Annotated in this window: 19 protein-coding genes; 2 read left to right on the plus strand and 17 right to left on the minus strand. The window is 51.0% G+C overall.

All coding sequences use genetic code 11. From position 1 onward, the window contains the following. Window positions 1-4: 4 nt before the first annotated feature. The 11 genes from ACF8OF_RS05400 to ACF8OF_RS05450 form a co-directional block, all read right to left on the minus strand. The gene (locus ACF8OF_RS05400; protein ID WP_392495957.1) at window positions 5-598 is read right to left on the minus strand and encodes a DUF3540 domain-containing protein; all 594 of its coding nucleotides are present in this window, start codon (window positions 596-598) and stop codon (window positions 5-7) included. Further along, the gene (locus ACF8OF_RS05405) at window positions 591-1,694 is read right to left on the minus strand and encodes a pentapeptide repeat-containing protein (protein ID WP_262860001.1); all 1,104 of its coding nucleotides are present in this window, start codon (window positions 1,692-1,694) and stop codon (window positions 591-593) included. Before ACF8OF_RS05405 ends, ACF8OF_RS05400 begins: the two co-directional genes overlap by 8 nt. Before the next feature lie 12 nt (window positions 1,695-1,706). After that, window positions 1,707-3,911, minus strand: coding sequence for a pentapeptide repeat-containing protein (locus tag ACF8OF_RS05410; RefSeq protein WP_392495958.1), 2,205 nt, complete (start codon window positions 3,909-3,911; stop codon window positions 1,707-1,709). An 8-nt stretch (window positions 3,912-3,919) separates the two neighbouring features. After that, on the minus strand, window positions 3,920-6,265 hold the full coding sequence (gene vgrG / locus ACF8OF_RS05415; protein WP_025153566.1) for a type VI secretion system tip protein VgrG: 2,346 nt from the start codon (window positions 6,263-6,265) through the stop codon (window positions 3,920-3,922). Between the two features lie 37 nt (window positions 6,266-6,302). Then, window positions 6,303-7,277, minus strand: a complete 975-nt coding sequence (gene tssG, locus ACF8OF_RS05420; protein WP_262882121.1) for a type VI secretion system baseplate subunit TssG — start codon at window positions 7,275-7,277, stop codon at window positions 6,303-6,305. After that, on the minus strand, window positions 7,267-9,114 hold the full coding sequence (gene tssF / locus ACF8OF_RS05425; RefSeq protein ID WP_392495960.1) for a type VI secretion system baseplate subunit TssF: 1,848 nt from the start codon (window positions 9,112-9,114) through the stop codon (window positions 7,267-7,269). Before tssF ends, tssG begins: the two co-directional genes overlap by 11 nt. Window positions 9,115-9,148: 34 nt before the next feature. Further along, window positions 9,149-9,592, minus strand: a complete 444-nt coding sequence (locus ACF8OF_RS05430; RefSeq protein ID WP_025153563.1) for a type VI secretion system baseplate subunit TssE — start codon at window positions 9,590-9,592, stop codon at window positions 9,149-9,151. Between the two features lie 100 nt (window positions 9,593-9,692). Next, a complete protein-coding gene (locus ACF8OF_RS05435) occupies window positions 9,693-10,211 on the minus strand; it encodes an Hcp family type VI secretion system effector (protein WP_025153562.1) in 519 nt (172 codons plus the stop codon). A 135-nt stretch (window positions 10,212-10,346) separates the two neighbouring features. Continuing rightward, window positions 10,347-11,861 (minus strand): type VI secretion system contractile sheath large subunit, encoded by a 1,515-nt coding sequence (tssC, locus tag ACF8OF_RS05440; protein WP_262859996.1) that lies wholly within the window; start codon window positions 11,859-11,861, stop codon window positions 10,347-10,349. After that, window positions 11,858-12,415: a type VI secretion system contractile sheath small subunit gene (gene tssB / locus ACF8OF_RS05445; RefSeq protein ID WP_025153560.1), complete on the minus strand. Its 558-nt coding sequence runs from the start codon at window positions 12,413-12,415 to the stop codon at window positions 11,858-11,860. Before tssB ends, tssC begins: the two co-directional genes overlap by 4 nt. A 30-nt stretch (window positions 12,416-12,445) precedes the next feature. Next, complete coding sequence (locus ACF8OF_RS05450) at window positions 12,446-13,429, minus strand: ImpA family type VI secretion system protein (protein ID WP_262859995.1); 984 nt, start codon at window positions 13,427-13,429, stop codon at window positions 12,446-12,448. Between the two features lie 443 nt (window positions 13,430-13,872). On the opposite strand from ACF8OF_RS05450, the gene ACF8OF_RS05455 reads away from it, so the two are divergent. Beyond that, entirely contained in the window at window positions 13,873-14,583 is a 711-nt protein-coding gene (locus ACF8OF_RS05455) for a DNA -binding domain-containing protein (RefSeq protein ID WP_262859994.1), read from the plus strand. 310 nt (window positions 14,584-14,893) lie between these two features. Here ACF8OF_RS05455 and ACF8OF_RS05460 read toward each other — a convergent pair whose 3' ends face one another. The 5 genes from ACF8OF_RS05460 to ACF8OF_RS05480 all read right to left on the minus strand — a co-directional run bounded on the left by ACF8OF_RS05460 (window position 14,894) and on the right by ACF8OF_RS05480 (window position 24,086). Beyond that, window positions 14,894-18,298, minus strand: a complete 3,405-nt coding sequence (locus ACF8OF_RS05460) for an autotransporter outer membrane beta-barrel domain-containing protein (RefSeq protein ID WP_392495961.1) — start codon at window positions 18,296-18,298, stop codon at window positions 14,894-14,896. Between the two features lie 449 nt (window positions 18,299-18,747). Continuing rightward, window positions 18,748-19,089 carry a YfiM family lipoprotein gene (locus tag ACF8OF_RS05465; RefSeq protein WP_262882126.1) on the minus strand — a complete coding sequence of 114 codons (342 nt, stop codon included), beginning with the start codon at window positions 19,087-19,089 and terminating at the stop codon, window positions 18,748-18,750. Between the two features lie 54 nt (window positions 19,090-19,143). Next, entirely contained in the window at window positions 19,144-20,502 is a 1,359-nt protein-coding gene (pssA, locus tag ACF8OF_RS05470) for a CDP-diacylglycerol--serine O-phosphatidyltransferase (protein WP_262860015.1), read from the minus strand. Window positions 20,503-20,686: 184 nt separating this feature from the next. After that, window positions 20,687-23,344, minus strand: coding sequence for a bifunctional acetate--CoA ligase family protein/GNAT family N-acetyltransferase (locus ACF8OF_RS05475; protein ID WP_392495962.1), 2,658 nt, complete (start codon window positions 23,342-23,344; stop codon window positions 20,687-20,689). A gap of 37 nt (window positions 23,345-23,381) precedes the next feature. Continuing rightward, window positions 23,382-24,086, minus strand: coding sequence for a DTW domain-containing protein (locus ACF8OF_RS05480; RefSeq protein WP_279797554.1), 705 nt, complete (start codon window positions 24,084-24,086; stop codon window positions 23,382-23,384). A gap of 181 nt (window positions 24,087-24,267) precedes the next feature. Between ACF8OF_RS05480 and ACF8OF_RS05485 the strand changes: the two genes are divergently transcribed. After that, window positions 24,268-25,356 (plus strand): tRNA/rRNA methyltransferase, encoded by a 1,089-nt coding sequence (locus ACF8OF_RS05485; protein WP_274370933.1) that lies wholly within the window; start codon window positions 24,268-24,270, stop codon window positions 25,354-25,356. 45 nt (window positions 25,357-25,401) lie between these two features. On the opposite strand, the gene ACF8OF_RS05490 is transcribed toward ACF8OF_RS05485, so the two are convergent. Next, window positions 25,402-25,872, minus strand: a complete 471-nt coding sequence (locus ACF8OF_RS05490; protein ID WP_279797558.1) for a hypothetical protein — start codon at window positions 25,870-25,872, stop codon at window positions 25,402-25,404. Window positions 25,873-26,036: the final 164 nt, after the last annotated feature.

Here is a 26,036-nt window from a genome sequence, read left to right on the forward strand (position 1 = left end):
GTGATCACCCCATATGTACCTGGCCGCCATCAATACGAAGGACGGCACGTGATGTGATAGCGCCGATTTCATTGTCCAGAACCATGCTTTTTTCAGCATGCTGGGCAATGTGACCGGCTTCGGTGGTATCAAGATTCTCAACCTTTTTGTGCGCATTCTCTGCACTGACAAACAGAGAGCCGGCAATCTGGCGCAGTGTCTGTGCAACCCATTTTGAGGTGTGTGATACCAGGGAAAAACGGGCGGTTTTCATGGTGATACTCTCCGTTCCTTCCAGTGCCAGTGACGGCGCGCGGATATGCAGCGGGGTATCCTGAGTGCTGAGTGTCAGCGGGGCGGAGGCGGCGTGCCGTTCCAGAACCGACAGCACATAGGCGCTGTCACCCTGAACCATGGCACAGACCAGATCGCCTTTTTCCGGGACAATCAGGCACCCGGCCGCGACAGTCACGACGGAATACGGATGTGACTGCAACAGCAGTCCGCCGTTATCGCCGGCAATAAGCCGTGTTGCGGCGATCACCGGGGTTTCCGGCGCGGAAAAAAGCGGTCTGCCGGATAAAACCGGTGTATCAGTATGATGTATTGTGTCAAACATAACGGCTGGCTCCTGGGGGTAAACGGGGGGACCCGGTGTCATCTTTCACGCCGGGCTGATGCCGGGCGTACCATAAATCAACGGATGCCAGCAGAGGCTCATCCGATTTCTGTCCGCGATCGGTCAGCCCGGTTTCCGCACCGTGCAGGCGGACTTTCTGTATCACCGCACTGTGCAGCGGCGTTTGTTTAAGCTGACAAAAACGCATATCGGTGCGGGTTAATGTGGTGTCATCCAGAATGCAGAGTGTGAGCACCGCGCGCACCAGAACGGCGGAAATCAGTTGTGCGCCGCTCAGGTCACACTCATACAGCTCAGTATCCGTAAACTGGGCGCAGGTCAGTTGCGTGCCGGTCAGTGTGCAGTCGTGCAATGATCCCTCATTGAACTGGGCGTAATGCAGATTACTGTTGTCGAAACGGCACTGTTCCAGCCGGGATTTGGCAAACCCGGCGGAGGTGAGATTCAGTTTCCGCAGGTCGGCACGTACCAGATGACAGTTCTGCCAGACCAGGATGTCGCATTCATTGCCGGTAAACTGACAATCGGTCAGTGTGCTGTTACCGGAAACCAGCCGGGTAATCTGCGCACCGGTACAGCGGAATTGTGTCAGGGTGCAGCCGAACCAATTGCTGTCCTGTACGAGGCCGCCTTCGGTATGCCAGTGACTGATCTCACAGTCATTCGCCGACCAGTAGCTCAGACTGACCTCTTTCCAGGTACTCTCACTGAGCCTGCCGCCGGACATCATGCAGCGCTCCGACAGGCACTTGTCCGCACTCAGCGACTGTATGGTGGTCTGCTGAAAAGAGACACTGAGCAGACCGCATTCTGCCAGCGTGATGGTGTCTATCTCACACTCAATAAACGTGCAGGAATTTAACAGGCTTTTACTCAGTGAAACGGCGGCGAATTTACAGCGCAGAAAACAGAGCTGATGCGCCTGCACATTATCCGTGCTGAGATGCTCAAAGCGGCAGTCTGTAAAATGCAGATGTGACAGGGTGTCATCTTTCAGTTGTAACTGACTGAAATGCTTATCGCGGATCAGTTTCACCGGCTGCAAATCCATAATCTGTTTTGCGGTTTCGTTCATTCAGACCTCCTGTCAGACATTGAGCCGGAAGCGGCGCGGTAACAGATGGACGCCGTCCATCAGACATAAATCAAAGTGGGTGCCGGAATTGCCGTACATCATGGCCAGATTTGCCCCGGCGAAATTGCACTGACGAAACGTACTGTCACGGAGATCGGCGTTATAGAGCATGGCCTGCTGGAGACTGCTTTTGATAAAAGAGGCGTGGATCATTACCGCATCTTTCAGGCGCATCCCGGCCATATCACAGTGACTGAACACGGCACCGGTCAGATTGCTGCCGTCGGCACAGGTTTCGATCAGTTCGCATCCGGTAAAGCGGCACTGGTTTAACCCGGCATTGCTGAAACCGGTTTTATTCAGGCGGCAGCCGGTAAAGCTGCTGCCGGAAAAATCGCTGTACTGACCGGATGTCACACTCTCCAGAACGGAGTCCGTAAATGAACACGCTGTCCAGTTCCCGCCAATCAGGGAGCTTTTTGTCAGACTGCACCCGGTGAAGCGCACACCGGCGGCCCCGGTCTTATCGGCTATCAGGGATGTCAGCGTGCATTGCCGGAAGTCTGAATGCGTCAGCCCGGCATGTGACAGCATTGCGCCGCTGATGTCACACGCCGTGAATTCGCAGCGGGTTATCTGTGTGTCATTAATCAGGCATTTCGTCCAGGTGCTGCGGGTGAAGACTGTTTTTTCCAGCAGGCAGTCATCCAGCGTCAGATTTTCCCAGCCGGTGCCGGTAAATGTACTTCCGCTCAGATTACTGAGCTGAAAGCGGCCGCCGGTCAGCTGTGAACCGGTTATCACCGCCCCGGCAAACAGGCAGGAGGTAAACCGGCAGTGTTCAAAGCTGCACTGTGTCAGTTGTGATTCACTGAAATCACACTGATTAAAATGGCAGTGCTTGAAGGTTTTTCCCTGCAATGTTGTGTTGGCAAATGAGAGCGAGATAAAGTCCCGGCTTTCGGTTACCGCATCGCAATCCGGCGCGGGCTGCACTGTTTTCCGGTGCAGCGTATCGCTGACCGGTACGGCGGTTTCCTGCTCCGGCGGCAGGGCGAAGTATTGCTTCTGGTTCTCTTCATGAAGCGCAATCGCGTTTTCCACATCCTGATAGAACGTATCGGTATCCTGTTTTGTCAGAGGACGGGCAGTGTAGCGCTGAGAATCCGGGTGTTCCGCCATATCGCGGATCACATTAAAATGACTGTTTTCCGGCATCAGTTCGCGGTCGCGGAGAAATTCAAAATTAGCGGTATCCGTCCGGCTGCGGCGCTGATACACATCCTGATAATGTGTCAGCGGTCGTTCCGTACCGTCATTATCCAGTGCGGCCAGCAGTGTGACCGCAGGAGCGGCAAACAGATGTGGCAACGGAATACTGCCGGTAAAGACCATCAGGCAAAGGTCATCATCCGGCAGCAGCCACAGGGTCTTTTTCTCCAGCGTGATCTCTTCTGCGGTTGCCGCGTCTTTACCAAATACCAATGCTCTGGCACGCACTGCCGGGAATGTACCGGAAATTACCGCGTCATCCGGCCGGAAGCCGTGCAGTTCAAACGGCACGCTGCGCGGCCACTGAGCGGCGGAAAGCTGCTGCTGCGGCGGCGCCATCTGAAAATAACGGCGGTCAATGGCAGGCGGCAGACCGGGAAACCAGCTTTCCATATACTGTTTGTCTGTCATCACGTGAGCCACGGCATCAAGGTGTCTGCGGCGGACATAAAAATCCGGCGGCACCGGCGACGGTGCCGCCAGGTGAATATAAGGGTCTGCGGCTCCGTCGGCACGGGCTTCTCTCAGCACCGGGCGTGTACCGCGGCGGGCATTTTTACCCAGCGGGTTTTCTTTGCAGTCGCTGCCGCCCGGCGCTTCGGTGTGATCCATTGCAACGCGGGTAAACGGGTCTCCCTCAAGACGCCACGCCCGGCTGAGCGACCCGACCCGGACGGCAACATCCAGCGCCGTCAGTGTCTGCCCGGTGCCGGCATGACCGGCAAGGATATATTCGGCATGCGGTTTCGGCTCAGCAGTATCTAACATACGGAAGGAAAGGGGGGCAGACTTCCATGCCTGCCAAATCTGTGCTTCAGTGACAAAGTGATCAGGGGCGGATAAATAACTGCCCGCAATCACACTGATACCAGATCGGCACTCCCTGCCAATCTGGTAGCTGTTTCTGAGTACAGCAAGTTGCTGAGGACGAATAATACGCATCATACTTCCCTTTAATTTTTGCTCTGCATGCCGACCGTTTTCAGGTCAATGCCGGTATCGGAATAACTGGCGCCGGTATAACTGAAAGAGAATCCGGTGACGGAGATACCGGAGCCTTTCGCTGAAATATCACTGCCGGTCACACTGACAGAACTGCCGGTGGCTGATACATCGCTGCCTTTCACCCCGACGCTGCTTCCTGTCGCGGAAACGGAAGAGCCGACCGCAGAGACACTGTTTCCGGTGACACTGGTGCTGCTGCCGGTGGTGCTGACACTGACCCCGGTGACACTGGTACTGCTGCCGGTGGTACTGACACTGACACCGGTGCTGGAGGTGCTGCTGCCGGTGGTGCTGACACTGGTACCGGTATGGGAAAGACTCGATCCGGTGGCACTGTAGCTTTGGCCGGTTTTGGAGGCGGAGCAGCCGGTCATACTGGTGCTGAAACCGGTGAGGCTGTGTGAACTGCCGGTCATGGAACTGCTGGTACCGGTCATACTGGTGCTGCACCCGGTCCGGGAGTTGCTGATGCCGGTTGAGGAATCACTGCTGCCGGTGAAAGATATGGATTGCCCGGTAAAGGACGTGCTCACCCCGGTAAACGATGTGCTCACCCCGGTAAAGGAGGTGCTGACACCGGTAAGGCCGATACTGGCACCGGTCATACTGATGCTCAGGCCGGTCAGACCGACATTGATACCGGTGGCACTGAAATTAAAACCGGTGAATGAGAAATTGACCTCTTTATAAGAGACATGATTTTTAAACCAGTCTGTCGCGGTGCGCTTCACCACCTCATAGCGATCCTGGCCGGTGGTGGAGGAGGCGTTACGCTCAACGGTATACTGCATATCGCGTTCGGCGTGGATCATCACCCGCTCATTGTAGCGTTTATCATCAAAGGTGATCTGGCTGGCATGCTGCGGCATACCGTGACGCAGAGAACGGGAGACCAGGCCGGAATAGTTGATATGCTCCGGTAACTGATACGGCGGCGGATTCTCGCCGTTATAGACAATACCGGTCACCATCGGTCTGTCCAGATCACCGTCAATATAGGTTACCAGCACTTCCTGGCCGACTCGGGGCATCGCCAGCACACCCCAGCCTTTACCGGCCCAGGCCTGTATCACCCGAATCCAGCAGGAACTGTCCTCTTCGGTGGTTTTGTAGCGATCCCAATGGAAATGCACACGGATACGGGCATATTTATCGGTATGAACCTCAGAATCCGGCGCACCGACCACGGTCGCGCTCTGAATTCCCGGGATCTGCGGACGCGGTGTCCGGCAGAGCGGACGGTAAACCTCATCATCATTCAGCGCGCGGAACCGGCAGGAGACTCTGCGTCCGGTACTGCTGCTGTCCGGCCCGTCCTGGATAAACGTATAATCACAGCCGAGCACTTTAAATCCCCGGTTACGGGTTGAATCCGGGTGCTGATTCAGCTCAAACGTGTGGCCCGGTTTCAGGCCGGTGGCATTACTCTCACCCTGTAAAATCTGGTTTTCACAGCGGAATGCCTCTAGGCGTTTGCGGGCAATCACTTCGCCCTGCTGCACATCATCATAACCGGCGGCATAGTCATACCATTCCAGCGGAATACCCTGTAAATGCGGGCGTTTTTCTTCCGCCTGCGTCTGAAGGGAGTGACGTGGTTTGAGAAAATCGAAATCGCGCAATACCACTTCACTGGCGTGTATCCGGCGGTTACGCCGGATGCGCTGGATACCTTCGCGGATAGCCCGGTGCTCTTCGCTGTCCGGCAGGAAACTCAGTGAGTCATAACCGTCACTCAGCGGTTTGAATTGCTGGTGGTCGGTGATCACCATGACATCCCGGTTGTCACTGTGGTCGATGTAATACCAGAGCCCGGCATCTTCCATCAGACGGCTGACAAAACTGAAATCGCTTTCACCGAACTGGACGCAGTACTCTTTATCCGGATACGTGCCTTCTGTTTCAATGCGGTAATCCGCCACATTGTAACGGGTAAATATCTCTTCAATAATGGTGAGTACATTGCGGTGCTGGAAGATACGGCAGTTGCGGTTCTGCATCAGAAACCATAACCAACTGCGCAGTTCCAGATGATAAACATACTGATCCTGATGCTGCCCCTCATCACCCCCGGCCACCACCCGGGCAGTGAATGTGCGGCGGCTCTGATCCGGTTGTTCAACAGAAATAAGCGCCTTTTCACCGAGCAGTTCCCCGATATCCAGATCAGGATCCGGTACCTGAAACGTCAGGCGGTAAACCGGGTCCTGCGAAAGATGTTCCTGCGCGGTAAAGCTGAGCGGGAAGGCATCGATCCCGTTGAGCTTCTCATTATCAATTTCAATCAGGGGCATAACACTCATCCTTTCATTGCATATCGGGTTAATTGCATCAGGCTGCGGTGGTATACAGGGACTGAATCCGGATTGTCCCGTCCGGTTTCAGCCAGCCGCTGCGGCCCAGTTTTCCGCTGCCGGTGTGACCGGCCATATCAGGGGAAGTCCGGATAAGCAGCTTCACGTCCAGTACCCGGCGGTGTGAGACAAAATCGTTGCAGATAGCCACCAGAACGTTCAGACGTTCACTGCCGCGCTGGAACAGGTGATAGTGCTGACTGCCCACCGGGCCTATCTGCACATACAGGCTGTGTTCAACATCAAAAAACCGTTTTCCGGCGCGGGTTTTGCCGAGACGTCCCATTCTCTGGCTGGCGGTATTCTGCGGATCATCAATCCACATTCCCCGCCGCGCCTGAACGGTAACCGGCACGGCAAAATAGTGTGTCAGCAGTGACTGTAAGTTTTTCAGGATGCTCCGTCCGGGCAGGTAGCAGCCGGGAAATGCCTGCCGGAGCCGGTGAATGTGGTCACCGGCAGAGAGTTGCGGTGAAATCCCGGTGACCTGATTCATCCGTTGCTGAAAGGCATTCTTGTTGTTTTTGTCATGGCCGGCCGCGACATGCAGTTGTGTCTGTGCGCGGTAGGAAAACAGCGCCAGGCGATGGCTGATAAGCGCTGAGAAATCCTGGAAAGCATGACTGCGGCGCGCCAGCAATTCGGTACGGGCATGCTCGGTAATGTGAATCGGCAGCGGACCATACGGGGCGAACATCCCGAAATGGCGGCACCAGACGGTAATTTCAGCGGCGCTGGTGACCGGATCGGCGGACTGGCGGATATCCGCCACTTCGCGCGGGGCGAATCCGGTATCAGCCGTCTGGATTATCCGCAGCCGGGCGGGGGTGCTTCCGCGTACCACGCCGTTTGCCGCGAGCGCCGGGCTGACCCGTTCAATGCGGCGCATGACTTCGGCAAAATCCTGCCTGGCGCTGAGGCCGTTGATGCGGAGCGGTGTTTTATCTGCCATCAATCGGCTCCCATTGTGCAAGCGGTTCACCATCAACGTTAAGCTGCATACGCAGCGTCTGCCCCAGTTCGCAATACTCTGCGAGCGCATGGTGAAGGATACGGGCAAACAGCCACGCACCGCGGTCACTGTGATGATTACCGCGCAAATCGATGCTGATTTCAGCCCCGCGGCTCCAGGCGAGCGGTCCGGGCAGCGGGTTGCATTCAAAACGGTGTGAAATAACGGCGTGCCGCAGACTATCTATCCTGCGCTGCTGACGGCTGTCATCCGGCGGACAGAACAGGGAAAGCCATTCTCTGAGCAGCTGGCTGTTATCCGGAAAATCCGGCAGGGCGTAGCGCAGCGGATTGACAGAGAGCAACTGGAGTACTTTCCACGCCTGTGTGCTGCACGGTACGCCCTGCGGACGGGACGGCGTGCGCAGGATTTCCACCGGGCCTACCGGCAGGGCGGTATCCGGCCGGAACACCGGCTGTTGCAGGCGGGCAGGATCCAGATGGCGATCACACACCAGTGCTTCAATGCTCAGGGAACGGACACTGTCCGGCGAAAAATTATCGGGACCGGCGGAGAGTGAGATAAACAGGCTGTCTTTCGGCATAGCCGGTGCGCTGTCATATTTGTCTTCTGTCACCCGGCGGACACGGCGCAGGCTGTAACCGGCGGAAACCGGCGGTTCGTCAAAGCGTGCATAGCCGTGCAGCGGGGAAAACGGCACATAGCCTTTATCTGCCAGCAGGCCGTCCACCTGTAACAGATGATGGATTTCATAAAGACCGGGGTTGAGTTTATCGACGATAACCGGATATTCGGTATGCTCGCCATTGACCAGCACCGGGCTGCACCGGCGGCGCGATAAATTAATCACCGGGGTGGAAAACAGACGGAAATCGTCCTTGCTGACATTACCGGTTAACTTGACCGGTGTTTTATCCAGCACAAAAATTATGTTGAATTCCGTGCACTTATCGCCCGCCTGTAAAAACGGCATCAGGCCGTGCAGTTCAATACTGAAAAAGCGGGACGGGGCGGCAAAATATTCCCGCAGCAGGCGGCTGCCGGGCAATTCCCCGCTGACAGCCGGTAATAATGCATCTTCTGCCTGTAATCCGGCCTGGCGGATCTGTCCCGGGTTCAGCAGATGCATGTGCGGCGTTTTATTATCCTCCCGGCACCACAGGATCACCCTCAGCGTATCACTCTGGATAGCGGTCAGCAGGTGGTTGGCGTGTACGACATCGCCCGCAAACGTCAGTGTCATCGGCGAGAAATTCAGTTCAGATAATGAAACAACGCCCTGTGTGTTCATCGTCAGCGAGATGTGCGCTCTGCCGTCCTGCATGCATTGCAGAACGGACTGCGGCAGTTGTGCTGACGGGGTGGTGGCGCATTCGGCATGCGCGATCACCAGCGGCTGGATATTCAGATCACGGCCGGTGGTAAAGGTGGCATTGCGGAATCCCGGCGAGGTATCGTGAAGTGTCAGCTTACTGCCGCGGGGCAGGGTGACATCCGAATGCCACTGCGGGGACGTCAGATCCGGCTCCACTGCGATGGTGGCGATGGAGGGCAGCGGGGTGAACCAGTATGGCGCGAGGCGGTTGATCATCTGAATAGCCACTTCCGGCTGTTCATTATTGAGCCGCTCATGCACGCGGGCGCTGAGAAACGCGGTGCCTTCCAGCAGACGTTCGACAAAAGGATCAAGCACGCCGTCCGGCATCATGCCGAGATGCTGTGCCACCTGGGGATTGGCTTTGGCAAACAGCAGCCCCTCCTCCCGCAGGAAACGCAATTCCTCGTTGTATAATGTCAGAAAACGGTCACTCAGCATAAGGGTATCCTGTCGTTCAGATTAGTGTGCCGGATCAGATGACACGGACACTGCCGTATGAATAATCCAGGGCGATACGTAAATTCACGGACAGATCGTCATCCGGTAAATTGGTTTTGGCATAAATGTCGAAAAGCAGTGCCAGGGTCCAGGTTTCATTTTTATTCACAAACGGTGTGACCCGGATTGAGCGCGGATCCAGTCTCGGTTCAAATGTGGCAATGATTTGCTGTATTTTTTTTGCCAGCACTATCGGATCAGTATTGACAGGCACTTTCGCACTGAGTGTCGGCAGTCCGTAATTAATCACGGAATTCATACAGTAGGTTTTTTTATCTAATGCTAATGAGGCGCTGTGTGCAGCATCATTTAATAACAACTCAATATCGCGTAATAAAACATCACGCCATTGCGGTAAATGTATTCTTCGTCTGTTCAGACTTAATTTATCAAATAACATTGGCGCTGATGATTTCATATTTCAGTTTCCGTAAAGGGAAAACCATACCCCGATACATTATTTATCCGTCTTACAGACAAATAATAATCGTGACATAGTTTTCCTGTATTACAGCCGGTTAAATACGGGCGTTTGCCTTCAGGTCATAGCCTGCTTTAATAACGGCACCCATAGAACCATCATTTTTCTGTTCTTTATATTCCACTTCGATGCGGGCAAAGTTCAGACTGATAACATCGGTCGGCAGTACCGTATCCGCATCCACTTTAGTTTGCGGATCAAGCGGCATATTACCGACAGTTTTAAAGGTTGAGACCAGGCAGTTACTGAATGTGACGGTCATAAAATCCTGCTGACCGTTGCCGGATTTACGGCACACCAGTTTTGCCTGCGGAATATGTTCCCCGGTCGCACACATCAGAAACAGTTTTGGTGATGCTTTGTTACTGACCATGCGGAATTCAAAGTCTTTCATTTCCACTTTCCCGGAGCCGCCGCCACTGCCGAAACCCCAGCGTCCGGCGTTCTCTTCTGACCATTGCCAGGCCTGAAGCTGGATCCAGCCGCCATATTGCTGATCCGGAGATTCGCCTTCAACACCTTCAATTTTTAAAAAATAATCGACTAATGCTGTCATTTAATTCACTCCTGCATTGATATTACGACAATTAAATATATTTAGGATATAAAATATAAACATCATGTTCTCGTCCCTGAGAATGTATCTCCTGATGGAAAAACAGATACTCATTCGTGCTCAGCAATAAATCTTTTATTTATTATTTTCTTTACTTGAAGGTAATTTAGAGACCAGGCGTAATGACACCGTCATACCTTCCAATTGATAATGCGGGCGTAAATAAAAATGTGCTTTATAAAAACCCGGATCATCTTCGACATCTTCCACATGAACTTCAGCAGCGGCTAACGGCCGTTTTGCTTTTGTGGCTTCCGTGGAAATAGTCGGGTCACCGTCAACATATTTCATCAGCCAGTCATTCAGCCAGACCTGCATATCATCCCGTGAACGGAAAGAACCGATTTTGTCGCGCACAATACATTTGAGGTAATGCGCAAACCGGCAGGTGGCAAAAATATACGGCAGACGGGCGGATAATTTCGCATTCGCCGTGGCGTCCGGATCTTCATAAATGACCGGTTTGTGCAGTGTGCAGGAGCCGATAAAGGCCGCGAAGTCAGAATGTTTGCGGTAGACCAGGGGTAAAAATCCGGCATTGGATAATTCATTTTCACGGCGATCGGAAATCGCAATTTCAGTCGGACAGGTCAGCTCATAACCGCCTTCGTCTGACGGGAATGCATAAGCCGGTAATTCTTCCACCGACCCGCCGGATTCAATCCCGCGGATACGTGAGCACCAGCCATACTCCGCAAACGCCCGGTTGATATTCACACCCATTGCATAGGCCGCGTTTGTCCAGCTGAAGTCATTGACATCATACGGATTCACGACTTCTTCAAAAGCGAAATCCTCAATCGGGTTGGTTTTCTCGCCATACGGCAGACGGGAGAGAAAACGCGGCATGGTCATCACCAGATAGCGGGAGTCGTTGCTGTCACGCAGACGCCGCCATGTCGCATATTCCGGTGTGGTGAAAATCTTGCCGATATCACGCGGGTTCCCCAGTTCCTGCCAGTTATTCATCTGCATGATGGACGGTGCGGCGGAGGTAATAAACGGGCAGTGTGCCGCTGCGGCAATTTTGGAAATTTCCGTCAGCAGGGAGACACTTTTATTACTGTGATCAAATTCAAAGTCACCTATCATGCAACCGAACGGCTCACCACCAAACTGGCCGTATTCCTGTTCATAGACCGCTTTGAAGATCGGGCTCTGATCCCAGGCGGATCCCCGGTAGCGGCGGAGTGTTTTGGACAGTTCATCTTTGCTGATATTTAATACACGGATTTTCAGGGTTTCACTGACATCCGTATTATCAACAAGATAGCTGAGTCCCCGCCAGGAGGATTCCAGTTTCTGATACTCTTTGTTGTGCAGTATCCGGTTCATCTGGGCGGATAATTTATCGTCAATTTCCGCGACCATGGATTCAATGGTCAGTACCACATCCCGGCTGACTTTTACTTTGCCGAAATTGGCATATTCCGCCAGGGTATTGATGGCACTGCGGACGGCGACAGAGGCTTCCGTGGTGCTGGGTCTGAATGAACGCTGTAACAGAATATCTAACTCACTCTGTTCAGCGGGGGCGGTTAATACCGCCTTATCCGCAGCGTTCGTACTTTGGGTTAATTGTTCGCTCACTCGTCGTTCTCCCCGTTCGCGTCAGTCATATCCGGTCCGGCAGCGGCAACAGTGGCTTTCGCATCATTCGCCAGGCGGACTAAGAAATCGGGCTGTTCCAGTAACTGCCGGATCACATCCTCCGCACTGGACTTTCCGTCCATATAGGTGATCAGATCCGTCAGATGTGCCCGTGCTTCCAGCAGTTTCTGCATCTGCGGGACCCGTGCGGCAATCGCGCCCGGCTCGAAGTCTTCCATCGACTCAAATTCCAGTTCAATATCCAGCAGCTCTTCCGGATTTTCACTGAGCATGTTTTCAACATAGAAGGCAAGACGGGGGCGGATTGCCCGCATCCGGGAATCAAAATTATCCTGATCAAAAGTGAGGAACTGACGCTCTTCCACTGATGGCAGAGGAACGGCGCGATGTCCTGATAAATCGGTCATAACGCCGGTGACAAACGGAAGTTCAACTTTCTTTTGCGAGCCGTAAATCTCGACGTCATACTCAATCTGCACACGGGGTGCATTATTTCTGCCGATAAATTTCTGAGAGCTGATATCTTTGGCCATCTCACAATCCTCATTGCAATAAAGGAAATATTACTTTCCGGTAAATTGTTGTAATGTGCTGACTGACTCCGGAAGGAGTTTTTCAACGATTGAGGCGAAATCCATTCCAATCATTTGTTTGGATCGCTGGATAAATATCGGAACCGGGTGGCTGGGTTCATAACGCTGAAAATAATCAAGTATGCAGTCCAGCATAATTAAGACTTCCTGACGGGAGCGTAAGGTAATATCAGTCATTCTGACCGGTCCGCTTAATGATGCCGTTACCGGTGTTTCCGGATTACTGCCGTCAGAGAGTGATTCCTGTGGTTCTGAATGGGTATCAGTATCCGAAAATGAGGCCAGCTGATTAAGAGTGCTGATACAGCGTGTCAGAAATTGTTTTAACGCGCTGCAGTCGAGAATATAACCGTCAGTATAGTGGTTGGCATACTCTTCGATTTTATCAAGTGACTGTATAACCGATGAAAAATGTCCGGAAATATTACTGATATTGATATCATCACTGTTGGTGAGTGATGTTAATAGAGCACTCAGTGATGTGGCATAATTGTCCCGTATTTCGCCGCTGTCGATGGAGGCGATATCATTCAGGGTATAATGATGATCAGCGGTGATTTTGGTCAGCTTCAGTTCTGAAATGCATTGTGATGCGGATAACCATCCCAGTGCGGCAGCATGACCGCTGCGGATATCACCATCCTCTGATTTCGGATAGAGTAATTCACTGTTATTTTCAATCAGTTCATTCAGGGTTTTTATTCCGCTGAATAATGATGAAATTCCGTCAATATACAGATTTGCCCGTAATGACCACAGCAGGACACGCAGATCTTTATACTGATATAATAATTCACTGGTTTTTTCTGAGATGGTGATCCAGTTAATCTGCGGAAGTTCATCTTCTCCGGATAACGGATTGGCTGATTCTTCAGACTGAGTCAAAATAGCCTCAACCTCGCTGAAAATCGGGTCGAATTCCACACCGTAAATATCGTGATCACTTGTATTCATTATCACATCCCGCGCTATTAACGTCCTGTTTCGTTTTACTCTAATATCGGAGTCTGCTTTTAATAAAGGGACAAATTTAAAATAATGATTATCACCTTGTAGATTTTACGAGGACGAATCTTAATGTGATTTAATTTCACAGGGAATGTTAAATATAAGGATTTGTCTTAAATTTATGTCGTGTAAGTATAAAAAAATCACCGTAATATTGTCGATAATCCATTTTTTTTCATGAGTTTATTAAGTGTTTTAATGTTGGTTGTCATTTTATGCTCTTGTATTGTGACATGCTGTCTACACGGAAATATCATATTGTCATTACGGGTTACCTGATGTAGTTATATATATTTACTCTGTTATAATCATGTTATACCTTACAATTTAGTTAAAAAAATATAATTATCTTTATATTCAAATAGTATCAGCTCAGCAGAGGTATTGTTATGGGTATCAAAGGGTGTATCGACATCGCATGGGAGTTTTTGCGCCGAATTCCCGAGTATGAGGAAGACTGGAAATTACACTGCAACACATCCGGGACAGATCACTGTCACAACCCGCAAAGACAAACGGCATCCGATATAAATGCGGAAAAAAAATGGGGGTTGTTAAGGTATGTCGATCCTGAGTGTACAGCAGATAATGTTTTCTGGGCGGAAGGGCTCAGCAAACGCTCATTCAGGGTATTGCTGAGTCACGAAGGAAATTTATCGATAGAGAATATCTTAAAGAAAGAGAACATTGATTACAGAACGATCATTTTAAAAAATGGAATATACTGTATTAAAGTATTTAATAATTATAGTTATTTTCAGTTTTTTGTTAATCCCGGAAGTGATACTGAAAATATTTTTAACAGATATATTTATATATCGCTTGAGTTAAACGGAAAAAAGCAAAACACCGACATCATTAATGATGTTCTTAATAATAAATCGAAATGTTCATCACTGTCTGAGGATAACCAATTCTTACTAAGAATTATGGATAGTCTGAATAAAGGCTACTCCCAGCGGGAGATTGCATCACATTTGTTCGGGCAGGAGATGGTTGATAATGAATGGACTCAGGATAGCTGGCTTCGTTCAAATATTCGCTATCGCATAAAAAAGGTGAATGACATTATTAGTCAGGGTTATCTCAATTATATCTGATTATATTCGTTCACATTATTTTTTGAATGATTGATATACCTGTGCTGAACGTCATGTAATTTCGTCTGTAATTTTTTTGTATAATAAATATACACTGAACGCGGCAAAAAAAGCTGCCGTCAGGCAGCTTCAGGCCGTTGACAAACCCGCAGGGGTTGGCGGCGACCGACAGAGGTTGTAAAAATAAACCAGGAAAATCAATTTATTGATTTTCGGCTGATAACACAAAGCAGGAAAAACCACGTTTTATCCTGCTTTGTCAGCAATCTCAAGCTGCCGTCAGGCAGCTTTTCCGGGAACGGATGAGGTATCAGAAGTTATAGCGGATACCAATCTGTCCGTTGATTGGTGAATAAACCGCATCACCGGCAATGTGCTGTAATTCCATGAACATATTCACGTTGTTATAGCGGGCATTGAAACCGGCACCGAATTTACCGGTACTGCCGGATAAATCCAGGTTAATCGTGTTATAACGGTTGAACTCAACTTCGTTACCGTCTTCGTACTGGTGATTCCACGCCGCTTTCACATACGGGGAGAACACCAGGCCATTATTAAAGCTGAAGTCTTTACCGGCATTGACACCCAGTTCGCTGGTGAATGAACGCTGATTTTTGATTTCAGCTTCCATTTCATTGCTCAGTGTGATGTTTTTGCTGCCCATCTGGTTATACGCTAACTGACCATACGGAGTGATAAAGATCTGATTACTGAAGGTAAAAGTATAACCGGTTTCCAGTGCCATCCCCCAGACGGAGGTGGAGTATTTGTCACTGCTGACATCATAGCCGTTGGTGGATGTTGTCTTCAGTTTATTATTAAAGTGGTTATATTTCAGTAATGCATCGGCATACCAGCCATTAGTGTTAAGATACGTGGCATAGGCACCGAAGGTATAGCTGTCGATATCACTGGTGCCGGACCAGCTGTTTTTGACGTCACCTTTATCAAATCCGGTGAATCCGCCCATAACCAGCTTGCTGTCACTGTTTAACGCTAACTGATAATCCGCCCCCAGTTCCAGACCGGCGTGCTTGAGTTTGTACTGGATCTGATCTTTATCCACTTTGGTATTGCTGCCGATGCCCTGCATCCAGAGGCCGTTTTCAATACTGTCACTGGTACGCAGCATCTGCAGACGGGCACGCAGGTGATCCACTTCGTTGTTGTACATCAGCTGCGGCGCACTGGACAGTGCGAGTACCGCACGGGCACTTGGTGTCAGGCGATCGGTCGCGGTGAATGACCAGGTGGTGTCATTGCCGGCACCGGTACGGGTCTGAATATTATGGATGTAGGTACCGGCATCCATCAGATCGAGAATTTTGCCGTCCGCATCCTTCATACCAAATACCGCATTGCTGTCACCGTTCACGTTTTGCACATACGCGAAATCAGCAGACTGAGGGCGGTTCAGAACTGCTTCTTTACCGGTGTCCCGCTCAATGATGGTGACATAGTGCTGGCCATACGCATTTTCAGTGTTGATAAAGTCAGAATTACCATTGAGGATATTGCTGTTCATGGTGAAATCTAACGTGGTGTTATCATACTGAGCCGGATCATTGTTACCCAGGTTATTGATATTCATCTGAGTATGACCGGCCGGGTTGGTCCGGTGGTCAAAATTCACCGCTGCTTTGCCGTTTAAAGTACCGATAGTGACGGCATCGTGCTCCTGAGTACCTTCATAAACAGTGACCGTGCTTTTGCCTTTGGTCTGGCTAAGAGCAAGATCTTCCACATACGCACCATTGGTGGTGGCAGCATACAGATCCAGATGGTTTTTACCGTTAAAGGTGGTTTTGCCGGTCGCTTTACCATTAGCCTCAACGATCATATCGATATCGCCATTGAGGGTGTTATTTTTTGCTTCACCGCCATTTTCAACGGTTAAGTGAGAATTACCGGTCAGAGTGTTATCGGTGGCCAGACCGCCTTTTTTAATCACCTGGTTAACGTTGTTCAGCTCGTTGGTGGTTGCTGTGCCGCTGACAATCTGCACTCCCGGTTTTTTGGCATCGGTATTATTAATGGTGTTGTTAACAGCGGTACCGTCAACATACTGATCACCATCGGTGATGTCATTTTTAACCCCGGCCATGCCGTCTTTCTTAACAATCTGATTGGTATTAATCAGTGTGTTATTGTCGGCGGTGCCGCTGATAACCTGCTCACCACGTTTATCGGCACTATTGGTGATAGTATTGTTTTCGGCAAAACCATCCACATACTGACTGCCGTTGGTAATGTCGTTTTTAATACCGGCAGTGCCGTTTTTGCCGACAAACTGATCGGTTTCGGTCAGTTTGTTATTATTGGCGGTGCCGTTGATAACCTGCTTACCACGGTTAGCGGCTTTGTTAGTGATGGTATTATTTTCTGCATAACCATCAACATACTGGCTGCCGTCAGTAATATCGTTTTTAACGGAGGCGATACCCTCTTTTTCAACGTGCTGATCAGTGTTGCTCAGGGTGTTATCTTCCGCTTTACCGCGCACAACCTGGACACCGTGCTCAGCACCGGTATTATCGATAACGTTTTTAACGGCAACGCCGGTTTTTTCAATAACCTGATCGGCATTTTTCAGTGTGTTGTCAGTGGCTTCGCCGCTGATTAACTGAAGGCCATGTGTTCCGGTGGTGTTATCGATGCTGTTTGTGGTGGCTTTGCCGCTGATAACCTGATTACCGTTGGTGATGCTGGTATTAATCGCTTCACCTTTGACAAATTGATCGCTGTTACGGAGTGTATTATTTTTGGCAACACCGCCGGAAGAGATATCCTGATCCGCGTAATCAAAGGTGGAGTCGATTGCCAGGCCATTACTGCCGACAGTCTGACCGGTATGTTTTACACCGGCTGTGCCGGTAAAGGTTGCATCAAGGGATATGGCTTTTTGGCCGTCTTTACCTTTGAGGTGCTGCGAGCTCTGGCCGTTAAACGTTGCACCTTGTGACAGTGAGCGTTCACCGACATGCTGTTCGGCTTTACCGTTGAAGGTATCACCGGTGGCAACCAGATATTCACCATTATCGGCACCTAAACGGGGATCGTTAACAACAGTACCTTTAATGGTTAAGCTTGAACCATTGCTGTTATTAGTTTTTACATCACCAATATGCTGTCCGTCCAGATACTGTTTGGAATTATCATTATATGTACCGTTCCCGGTGCTGATAATAACCTCATCTTGGCGGTTGTTAGTGAAACCGTGACGGGCGGGTGTATATTGTGAGCTTGCATCAGATGGATTTTGATAATTGGCGCCCTGGTATTGGTCATAGGCATCATTGCCGGTGATAGTCACTACGGAATCACCATTAACGGTTAAATTATCTGCCTTACCATTGATGCGGACGCTGGAATCGGTAATAGTCAGCCCATCCACTTCAACCGGAGAATAATAATATTTGTAGTCATAGTTGGCTCTGGTACCGATAACATTACCGCTGCCATCTGTTACATTGGTGTAATATACGCTGCTTTCTGTTGCTGATTCCCGGCCAACAAATGTGGTTGTGTTCGGGCTGTTACTGACGGTACCCGTATATTTAATGGTATCGTTGGAATTGTTATGTCCGGTGATAACCGGACCGGGAGTGTTATTGTTGATATTAACAGTTTCATTAACAGTTGCAGAAATTGCGGCTGACGCGGAAAGCGCACTAACTACCAATACGGTAATTTGTGAAAGTTTAAATTTCATAATAATGGCCTGTATTCGGAATAAAGGTAAAAGGGATAAAATCCTAATATCTATTATTATCAGGCAATTATAGTGTATTTACTACGCCGGAAATAAGGGGATTCCTATTGCGGGTATCTAATGGCATGAATGTGTTATTTTTTTATTTTATGTGTGGGTATTTGCACTTAGACATATTATTTTCATTTTTACTTATCTTGATTCCTGGGTGTTTTTATTATCAAAGTGACAATGAAAATAATATTTTCATGGCAATGTATTTTAAGTAATATTAATTTTAAGTTTTGTTATTTAAGAAAAGCATAAAGAGTAACGACGATATTTTAATCGAAAGGTTATTCATAGTTTAAATTTCCGGTAAAAATATTATCGCCGGACAGTTAAATGTAACAAATTATTTTTGTATGTGATGTTGTTCACAAAATTAACACTGTCCGGTCACTGGATTTTTATTTCACCGATTGGTACAGACTGTAACCGGCAACGGCACCCGCGATATCCCAGACAAAATCTTTCACACTCCAGCCGGTACCGCCCGGGCGGCTGTCATAAAATTCCTTTGCCGCCCCCAGCGCAACAGAAAAACCGATACCGAATTGTACACTGTGCCGGTGCTGCCAGTTCTGGTGATCGCCGTAAGCATTAGCTGCAATCGCGGTTGCGGCTGAAAAGGCAAAATGCTGGGCTTTATCGCGTCCGGTCCAGCTGTCATTGGCAAGGTGCATCGAACAGCCTGAACTCAGCAGCAGGCAGAAAGAAACTGTCAGACGGGGACATAATGTAGCGGGCATAAAGGTTCTCCGGGAAACAGATAAAAAATCCCGGCGGGTGCCGGGACGTTTATATCAGAGGATCCGGCTTATCAGGCGATCAAGACGGACACGGCGCAGACGGCGCAGCAGTTTTTTGATCTTGACCGGATAGTCGCGGATATTATCCAGTTCAGTGTAGCTGCGGATAATCGTGGTATTGGTGCGGATAGTTGCCAGCTCTTCCTGACGCTGTGCATGCAGCTCCTGTTTCGGGTCACGGATAAGGATCGCATTTTCCAGATCCAGCCCCCAGGCACGCGGATTCAGGTTATTACCGGTGATCAGCTGCCACTGATTATCCACCCACATTCCTTTCAGGTGATAGGTGTTGTCGTCATCCTTCCACAGACGGATGGTGAGTTGCTCATTGTCAGAGAACCGCTGCAGACGCTGCATAAAGCGGCGCAGATTGATTTCATACAGATAAGGCAGTCCGCCGATGATTTTGAACGGCTCTTCCGGCGGAATATAGAAATCATTGGCGGTTTTATCACCAATAATAATTTCAACTTTTTTTCCGTCCCGCAGCAGGCGGCTGATAATACGTACCAGCGTTGACGGCAGATTGAAATACGGTGTGCAGATCACCACTTTTTCCTGTGCGGAACACATCAGGTGCTCAATGGTGTTATTGAGCATATTCTTTTTCCCGAGACCAATCAGCGGCGTAACAGCCAGCTGATCATCAGGCAGTGCCTGCGGGGTGAAGTGGTATGCGGCATGGCGCAGTTTCAGGCGGAAATCGCGGATCAGGTTTTTGATCTCCGGTGTTTTCACCCGGGTTTCGGTATCGAGTTTCTGTACCGCCGGTTCCGGCAGCAGCGTTTCATCAATAAACAGTTTCATTGCCGCCGCCAGTTCCGGATTGCGCAGGAAGTGGTAACGGTCATAGCGGTATTTATCATGCTGATACAGATAGACATTATTGATGCTGGCACCGCTGTAAATAACGGTATCGTCAATAATAAAACCTTTCAGATGCAGAACACCCAGCGCTTCGCGGGTATTTACCGGCACACCGGAGACAGGGATCAGCAGGTCAGGGTGAGATGCCGCGACGGAATGATACCAGTCGGCATTGGTGGCATTCGCTTCTGCACCGATACGCCCGCGCTGTGCGCGGTGCCAGTCAACAAAGACTTTGATATCCAGTTCCGGATTGGCTTTTTTGGCAGCATACAGCGCGTCAAGGAAATCCCGGCCTGCATCATCATGCTCAATATATAACGCAGAAATATAAATGGTTTTCTTTGCACCGGCGATTTCTGCCAGCAGACGACCTTTAAAGTCGCGGGTATGGAACAGCGTTTCAACATCATCCGCAGACTGGGCTAACTTCGGCAGTTGTGCAAGGTGCTGTTGGTGTTTCGCGGATTTGAATTTTGACAACATCACAGTGCGAATTATCTCTTTAGTTATAGGCGGCGGTGACGGAATAAACAGGTACCGGGCCGGTAATGAAAAGATGAACAGATCAACGGATTATATCACCAGTTTGTCTGATTGTGCGCAGCAATTCACTTTCTGCTTAAGTGACGGTTAAGTCTGTGCCATATATCACGTTGTCCGTTTTTGACTATTGCACTGCGGAAATTTCAGAATTCAGGTGAAGTGTCAGGTTGACGATACCGTCCTCAAACTGCGTTTCGACAGTAAACCCGAGCTTTTTCGCCAGTCGGATCATATTGCGGTTCTCCGGCATGGTGATGGCGGTCAGCAGGAGGATACCGCGTGATTTGGTGTAGGTGAGCAGTTTGCACATCAGCTGATAACCCAGGGTATTGCCTTTCATATCTGATCGCACCAGCACCGCAAACTCCGCTTCGCGGTTATCCGGATCCGACATCGCACGGGCAACCCCGATAATCTGACCGCCGCTGTCCACCGCCACAAAGGCCATTTCACGGTCATAATCAATCTGGGTCATTTTTGCCAGGTCGTCATGGGTAAATTCACTGATCTCACTGAAATAGCGGTAATAAAGATCTTCTTTGGTCACGCGGTCGATAAAGGCTTTCAGGAGGGGTTCGTCTTCCGGCAGGATAGGGCGGACATGCACAACCGCGCCGTCTTTTAACTGAAAATTCTCTTCCAGTTCAGCCGGATACGGGCGGATGGCCAGACGCTGACGACCGTCACCGGCTGCCGGTGCCAACGTCATGGTGGCATCCAGAACCGTGAATTCCGTGCCGGAGGCGAGCAGCGGGTGCAAATCGAGTGTCACCACCTGCGGGCAGTCAATAATCAGGTTGGACACCTGTACCAGCACCCGGCTCAGACCCGCAATATCCAGCGGATTCAGGGCACTGCCGGCCGCCAGTTTGTTATTTTTAATGGCGTGAATGACCAGATAACGGGCAAGTGCCATATTGAGCGGCGGCAGGGCAACGGCGGCAGGGGATTCATCATCCCACGGACGGCTGGCATCCCCCAGCATAATCACCGGGCCGAAAACCGCATCCTGGGTCACGGCAATCCGCAGTTCCTGTGCCCCGGCGCGGTTCGCCATCGACTGGACAATCAGCCCGTCTATCTGTGCATCGGGGAAATTTTGTGTCACACGATCAATAATCGCCGCTGCCGACGTGGCAACTTCCTGTTTATCCCGCAGATAAAGCATCACGCCCTGCACATCCGATTTATGGGCGATATCCGGTGAGCGCAGTTTCAGTGCCACCGGGTAACCCAGTGTTTCGGCAATGGTGACGGCATCATCCGCAGAATGGGCAATCCAGGTCGGCAGAATATTCAGCCCGTAAGCCTCCAGCACCGGCTCGACTTCATAAGTATCCAGCACGGTATGCTGACGGCGCAGGGCGCTGTCGATGCAATGATGTGCCTGCTGCCGGTTGGCGGTCAGTCCTTCGGACAGTGCGGGGGTTTCTGCCAGTTGTTTCTGGTTGCGGCGGAATTCCACCATATGCATAAAGGCGGTCACAGCACCTTCCGGTGTGCGGTAAGTGGGGATCCCCGCCTCGCCGAACAGGCGGCGGGCTTCCTGAGAAGAGTATTCGCCGCTCCAGTTGGTGAAAATCGTCAGCCAGCGGCTGCGCGGATGCTGCGCAATCGCGGCAATAATCCGGGCGGCAGTTTCTTTGCCCGGTGCAATGGCACTGGGGGAATGCAGGATCAGCAGGGCATCATGATCGTGGCTGTCGAGTAAAATATTCAGGGTGGCGATATAGCGGTCCACCGTGGCATCATCGCGCAGATCCAGCGGATTATTGATCACAAAATCATCCGGTAGTACCGCCGCGAGTGCGGCGCTGCTGTCGTCGCTGAGACCGGCAATTTTCCCCCGGCGGCGAAACAGTTCATCCAGTGCCATTGCCGCCGGTGCCGCGCCGTTGCTCATAATGGCGAGACGTTCACCCCGCAGCGGCTTCATAAAGGTCAGGGTTTCCACGGCGGAAAACATTTCGTGGGTATCCTGTACCCGCAGCAGACCGGCGCGCTGGATTGCCGCATCATAGGCGATATCCAGGCTCGGCGTTTCACCGACCAGCAATTGCGTACGCTGAGTGCGACCGCTTTTGACCACCAGGATCGGTTTATTGCGCGAGGCACTGCGGGCGGCGGACATAAAACGCCGTGCATCATGAATATGCTCAAGGTAGAGCAGAATGGCACTGGTTTTGCTGTCGCGGGCCAGGAAATCCAGCATATCGTCGATATCAATATCCGCGCTGCTGCCGAGTGCGATAAAGTAGGAAAAACCGGTTTCCCGCTGTTGCGCCCAGTCCAGAATGGTGTTGGAAACGGCGGCGGACTGGGAAATAAACGCCAGTTTGCCTTTGAGTACCGGTACCGGGGAAAAACTGGCATTCAGCCCCTGCCAGGGGGCAAGTAACCCCAGGCTGTTCGGGCCGAGCAGGCGGATATTATAGTGCTGACAGGTCTGTTTCAGCTCAGTCGTCTGTGATGCCGGGGCGGAGAGAATAATCACCGCGCGGCAGCCGAGTTCACCGAGTTCATTCAGCAGGGCAATATTGCGTTTGGGGTGGGTGCAGATAATGGCCAGATCCGGCACCAGGGGCAGATCGGCGACAGACGGATACGCCAGTACCCCCTGCACTGAGCGGCGTGACGGCGTGACCGGCAGAACCGGCCCGGCAAAACCGCCGCTGAGCAGATTGCTCATCATCCGGGAACCCGCCCGGTTGGGCTTTTCGGATGCACCGATAACCGCAATGGATTGAGGCCGGAGTAATGCTTCAAGGCCGCGCTGACTCATGGTGTTCTCCTCAGACCGGATTCCCGTGTGCTTTAATTTAGCCTAAAAGCAGCTCCTCTGCTCTGATTTGTGCCACCGGAAGATGTGACTTACCCTTCAAATACTGACGGCGGAAGCAGGTGAAGTGATCCAGAAGCTGTTTTCCGGCAGCGGTATCACCCGCCATCATCAGTGCCGCAGCGGCCACTTCGGCGGTACAGTGCTGATCTTCCCGTGCCGCAACCCGCAGCAGATAATCTTTCTGCGCCAGATCGTTGATGGAGAGCAGCGGGATATTATCGAGATACGGGCTTTTACGGAACATTTTGCGCGCTTCCGGCCAGGTGCCGTCGAGCAGAATAAACAGCGGCGGCTTTGTATTTTCCGGCACATCACTGAACACCTGACGCGGTGGTGTGGCATACGCCTGCGGAAAAATCAGGTACGGCTGGCGGGAATCATCTTTCAGGAGCGTGAGCAGGGCTTCGTCCGGTTCGGTGCGCGACCACAGAAAGGCCTGAGTATCCGGCAGGATATCGGCGATAAGCTTTCCGGTATTGCTGGGTTTGAGCGGTTCGGTATCATACATCAGCAGGCAGAACTGACTGCGCGCATCCCGGGTCTGTATGGTGTCACACAAACAGTTTTTTTCGGGCAATAAGCAGTAATGACAACGGACTACACGGCATCCCCGGGCACGGAAAACGCGGGTGGATTGCGCCAGACGCCGCTGGCGTAACTGGTAAACAGAATTGGTCTTCATTTTTATCGGCTGGTTTCACAAAAAACAGTATGCATTGTACTGTTAACGCTGCACAATAGCATGATTTTTCGCGGGGGCGCCTGAGTTCAGTGCCTCCGGCGGGGGCGGCCGGTGATCATAACCGGCAGGTCCGGACGATATCGGGTAATCTTCGCCCCCGGAAATGGCGTGGGAGAAACACATGAACGACTCTTTAAATGGTAAAAACGGCAAAGTGAAAGTCATGTATGTCCGCAGTGAGGACAAACAGGACGATCAGAAAAAATCAGACAGACGCGGCGGCCGGGGAGCAGATCGCAGCGATCGCAACAGCCGCGGCCCGCGCGGGGATCGCAATGAGCGCAGCAATCGCGGAGAACGCAGTGACCGCAGTGATCGCGGTGAACGCAGAGGTCAGGGGAGCTATTCCGGTGACGATCGTTCACCGTGGAAAACGGTGTCCCGCCAGCCGTCAGAAGACGGAGAAGGGCTGATCCCGGATCACGGCGGTATCAGCGGTAAAAGCCAGATCGACCCGGCGCAGCTGCGCCGTCAGCGTCAGGAAGAAACCCGTATTTACGGGGAAAATGCCTGTCAGGCTATGTTCCGCAGCCGTCCGGAGCGTATTGTGCGCGCCTGGTTTGTCCAGTCAGTGACACCGCGTTTCCGTGATGCCCTGAAATGGCTGGCGGCAAACCGCAAAGCTTATCATGTGGTGGATGAGGAAGAGCTGGCGAAAGCATCCGGTACCGAACACCACGGCGGTGTCTGTTTTCTGATTAAAAAACGCGGCGGTGTGAGTGCGGAAACCTATCTGGAAACCGCCGGTGAGCAGGATTGCGTGCTGGCGCTGGAAAACGTCGGTAATCCGCATAATCTCGGCGGTATTATGCGCAGCTGCGCTCACTTCGGTGTCAACGGTGTGATCCTTCAGGATGCCTCTGTGCTGGAATCGGGTGCGGCTGTCCGCACAGCGGAAGGCGGTGCTGAGCATCTGGTCGGGATTGATGCCGATGGCCTGACGGATACGCTGGATTTATTCCGCAAAAAAGGGTACGCCATCGTTACCACCTCCAGCCATAAAGGCAGCACCGATCTGGCGAAAGCCACGCTGCCGGCAAAAATGGTACTGGTTCTGGGTGAAGAGAGTGACGGTCTGAGTGACGCGGTCTGGGAAGGCGGGGATATGCGTCTGTCGGTCGGCGGTACCGGTAATGTCGAAAGCCTGAACGTGTCCGTCGCAACCGGGATTATCCTGGCACGCTGGTGGCAGCAGAATAAAGTCAGCTGATATCCATTGATTATCGTTGATAAAACCCGGCTTTTGCCGGGTTTTTTAATTGATGAGGTGGAGTGTCAGCAGGTTTTTGATAGCGTCTGAGTCCAGAGCCCGCTGATATCTGCCGGGATCGCCGGTAAAGCTGTCAAAAGGTCGCCAGCATGTAATCCGTCCGTCATCCACGGACAGTTTTCCGGCCATCAGTACATCACCTTTATTATTAATGATGTTCATGAATGTTTTTTCTGAAATATGATGCTGAAGATTACTTGTCGGTGATAAGGGTAATACACAGTTCACCTGATCGAGATATTCAGCCAGAATATAGAAATAGACATCACCACGCAGGCATAAATAAATATCTCTGGTTATATTATGACGAAAATAATAATGCTCAGAAATTTTTGTCAGATGATAATCCGTCAGAATCGTATCATGCTGTTTATTCTGATTACCCGGGAGATAGTTGTGAATATCCCACTTGGGAATATTACAGAGATTTATGAATTTATCTAACAATGCGCTCATGGATATCCTGCAGTTTGTTCACCTGTCTGTCAGCGTGCCAATCATAACGGCTGTGCGGGGATGGCTGCTATTAATATCAGATAGTAATATTATAAAAAAAACCATGCCGGAGCATGGTGCAAAAATGTGCATTAAAAATAAAAATTATGGCAAACCGTATTAAT

The organism is Morganella sp. TYF_1, from assembly GCF_043105645.1.
Taxonomy (GTDB): Bacteria; Pseudomonadota; Gammaproteobacteria; order Enterobacterales; family Enterobacteriaceae; genus Morganella; species Morganella morganii_B.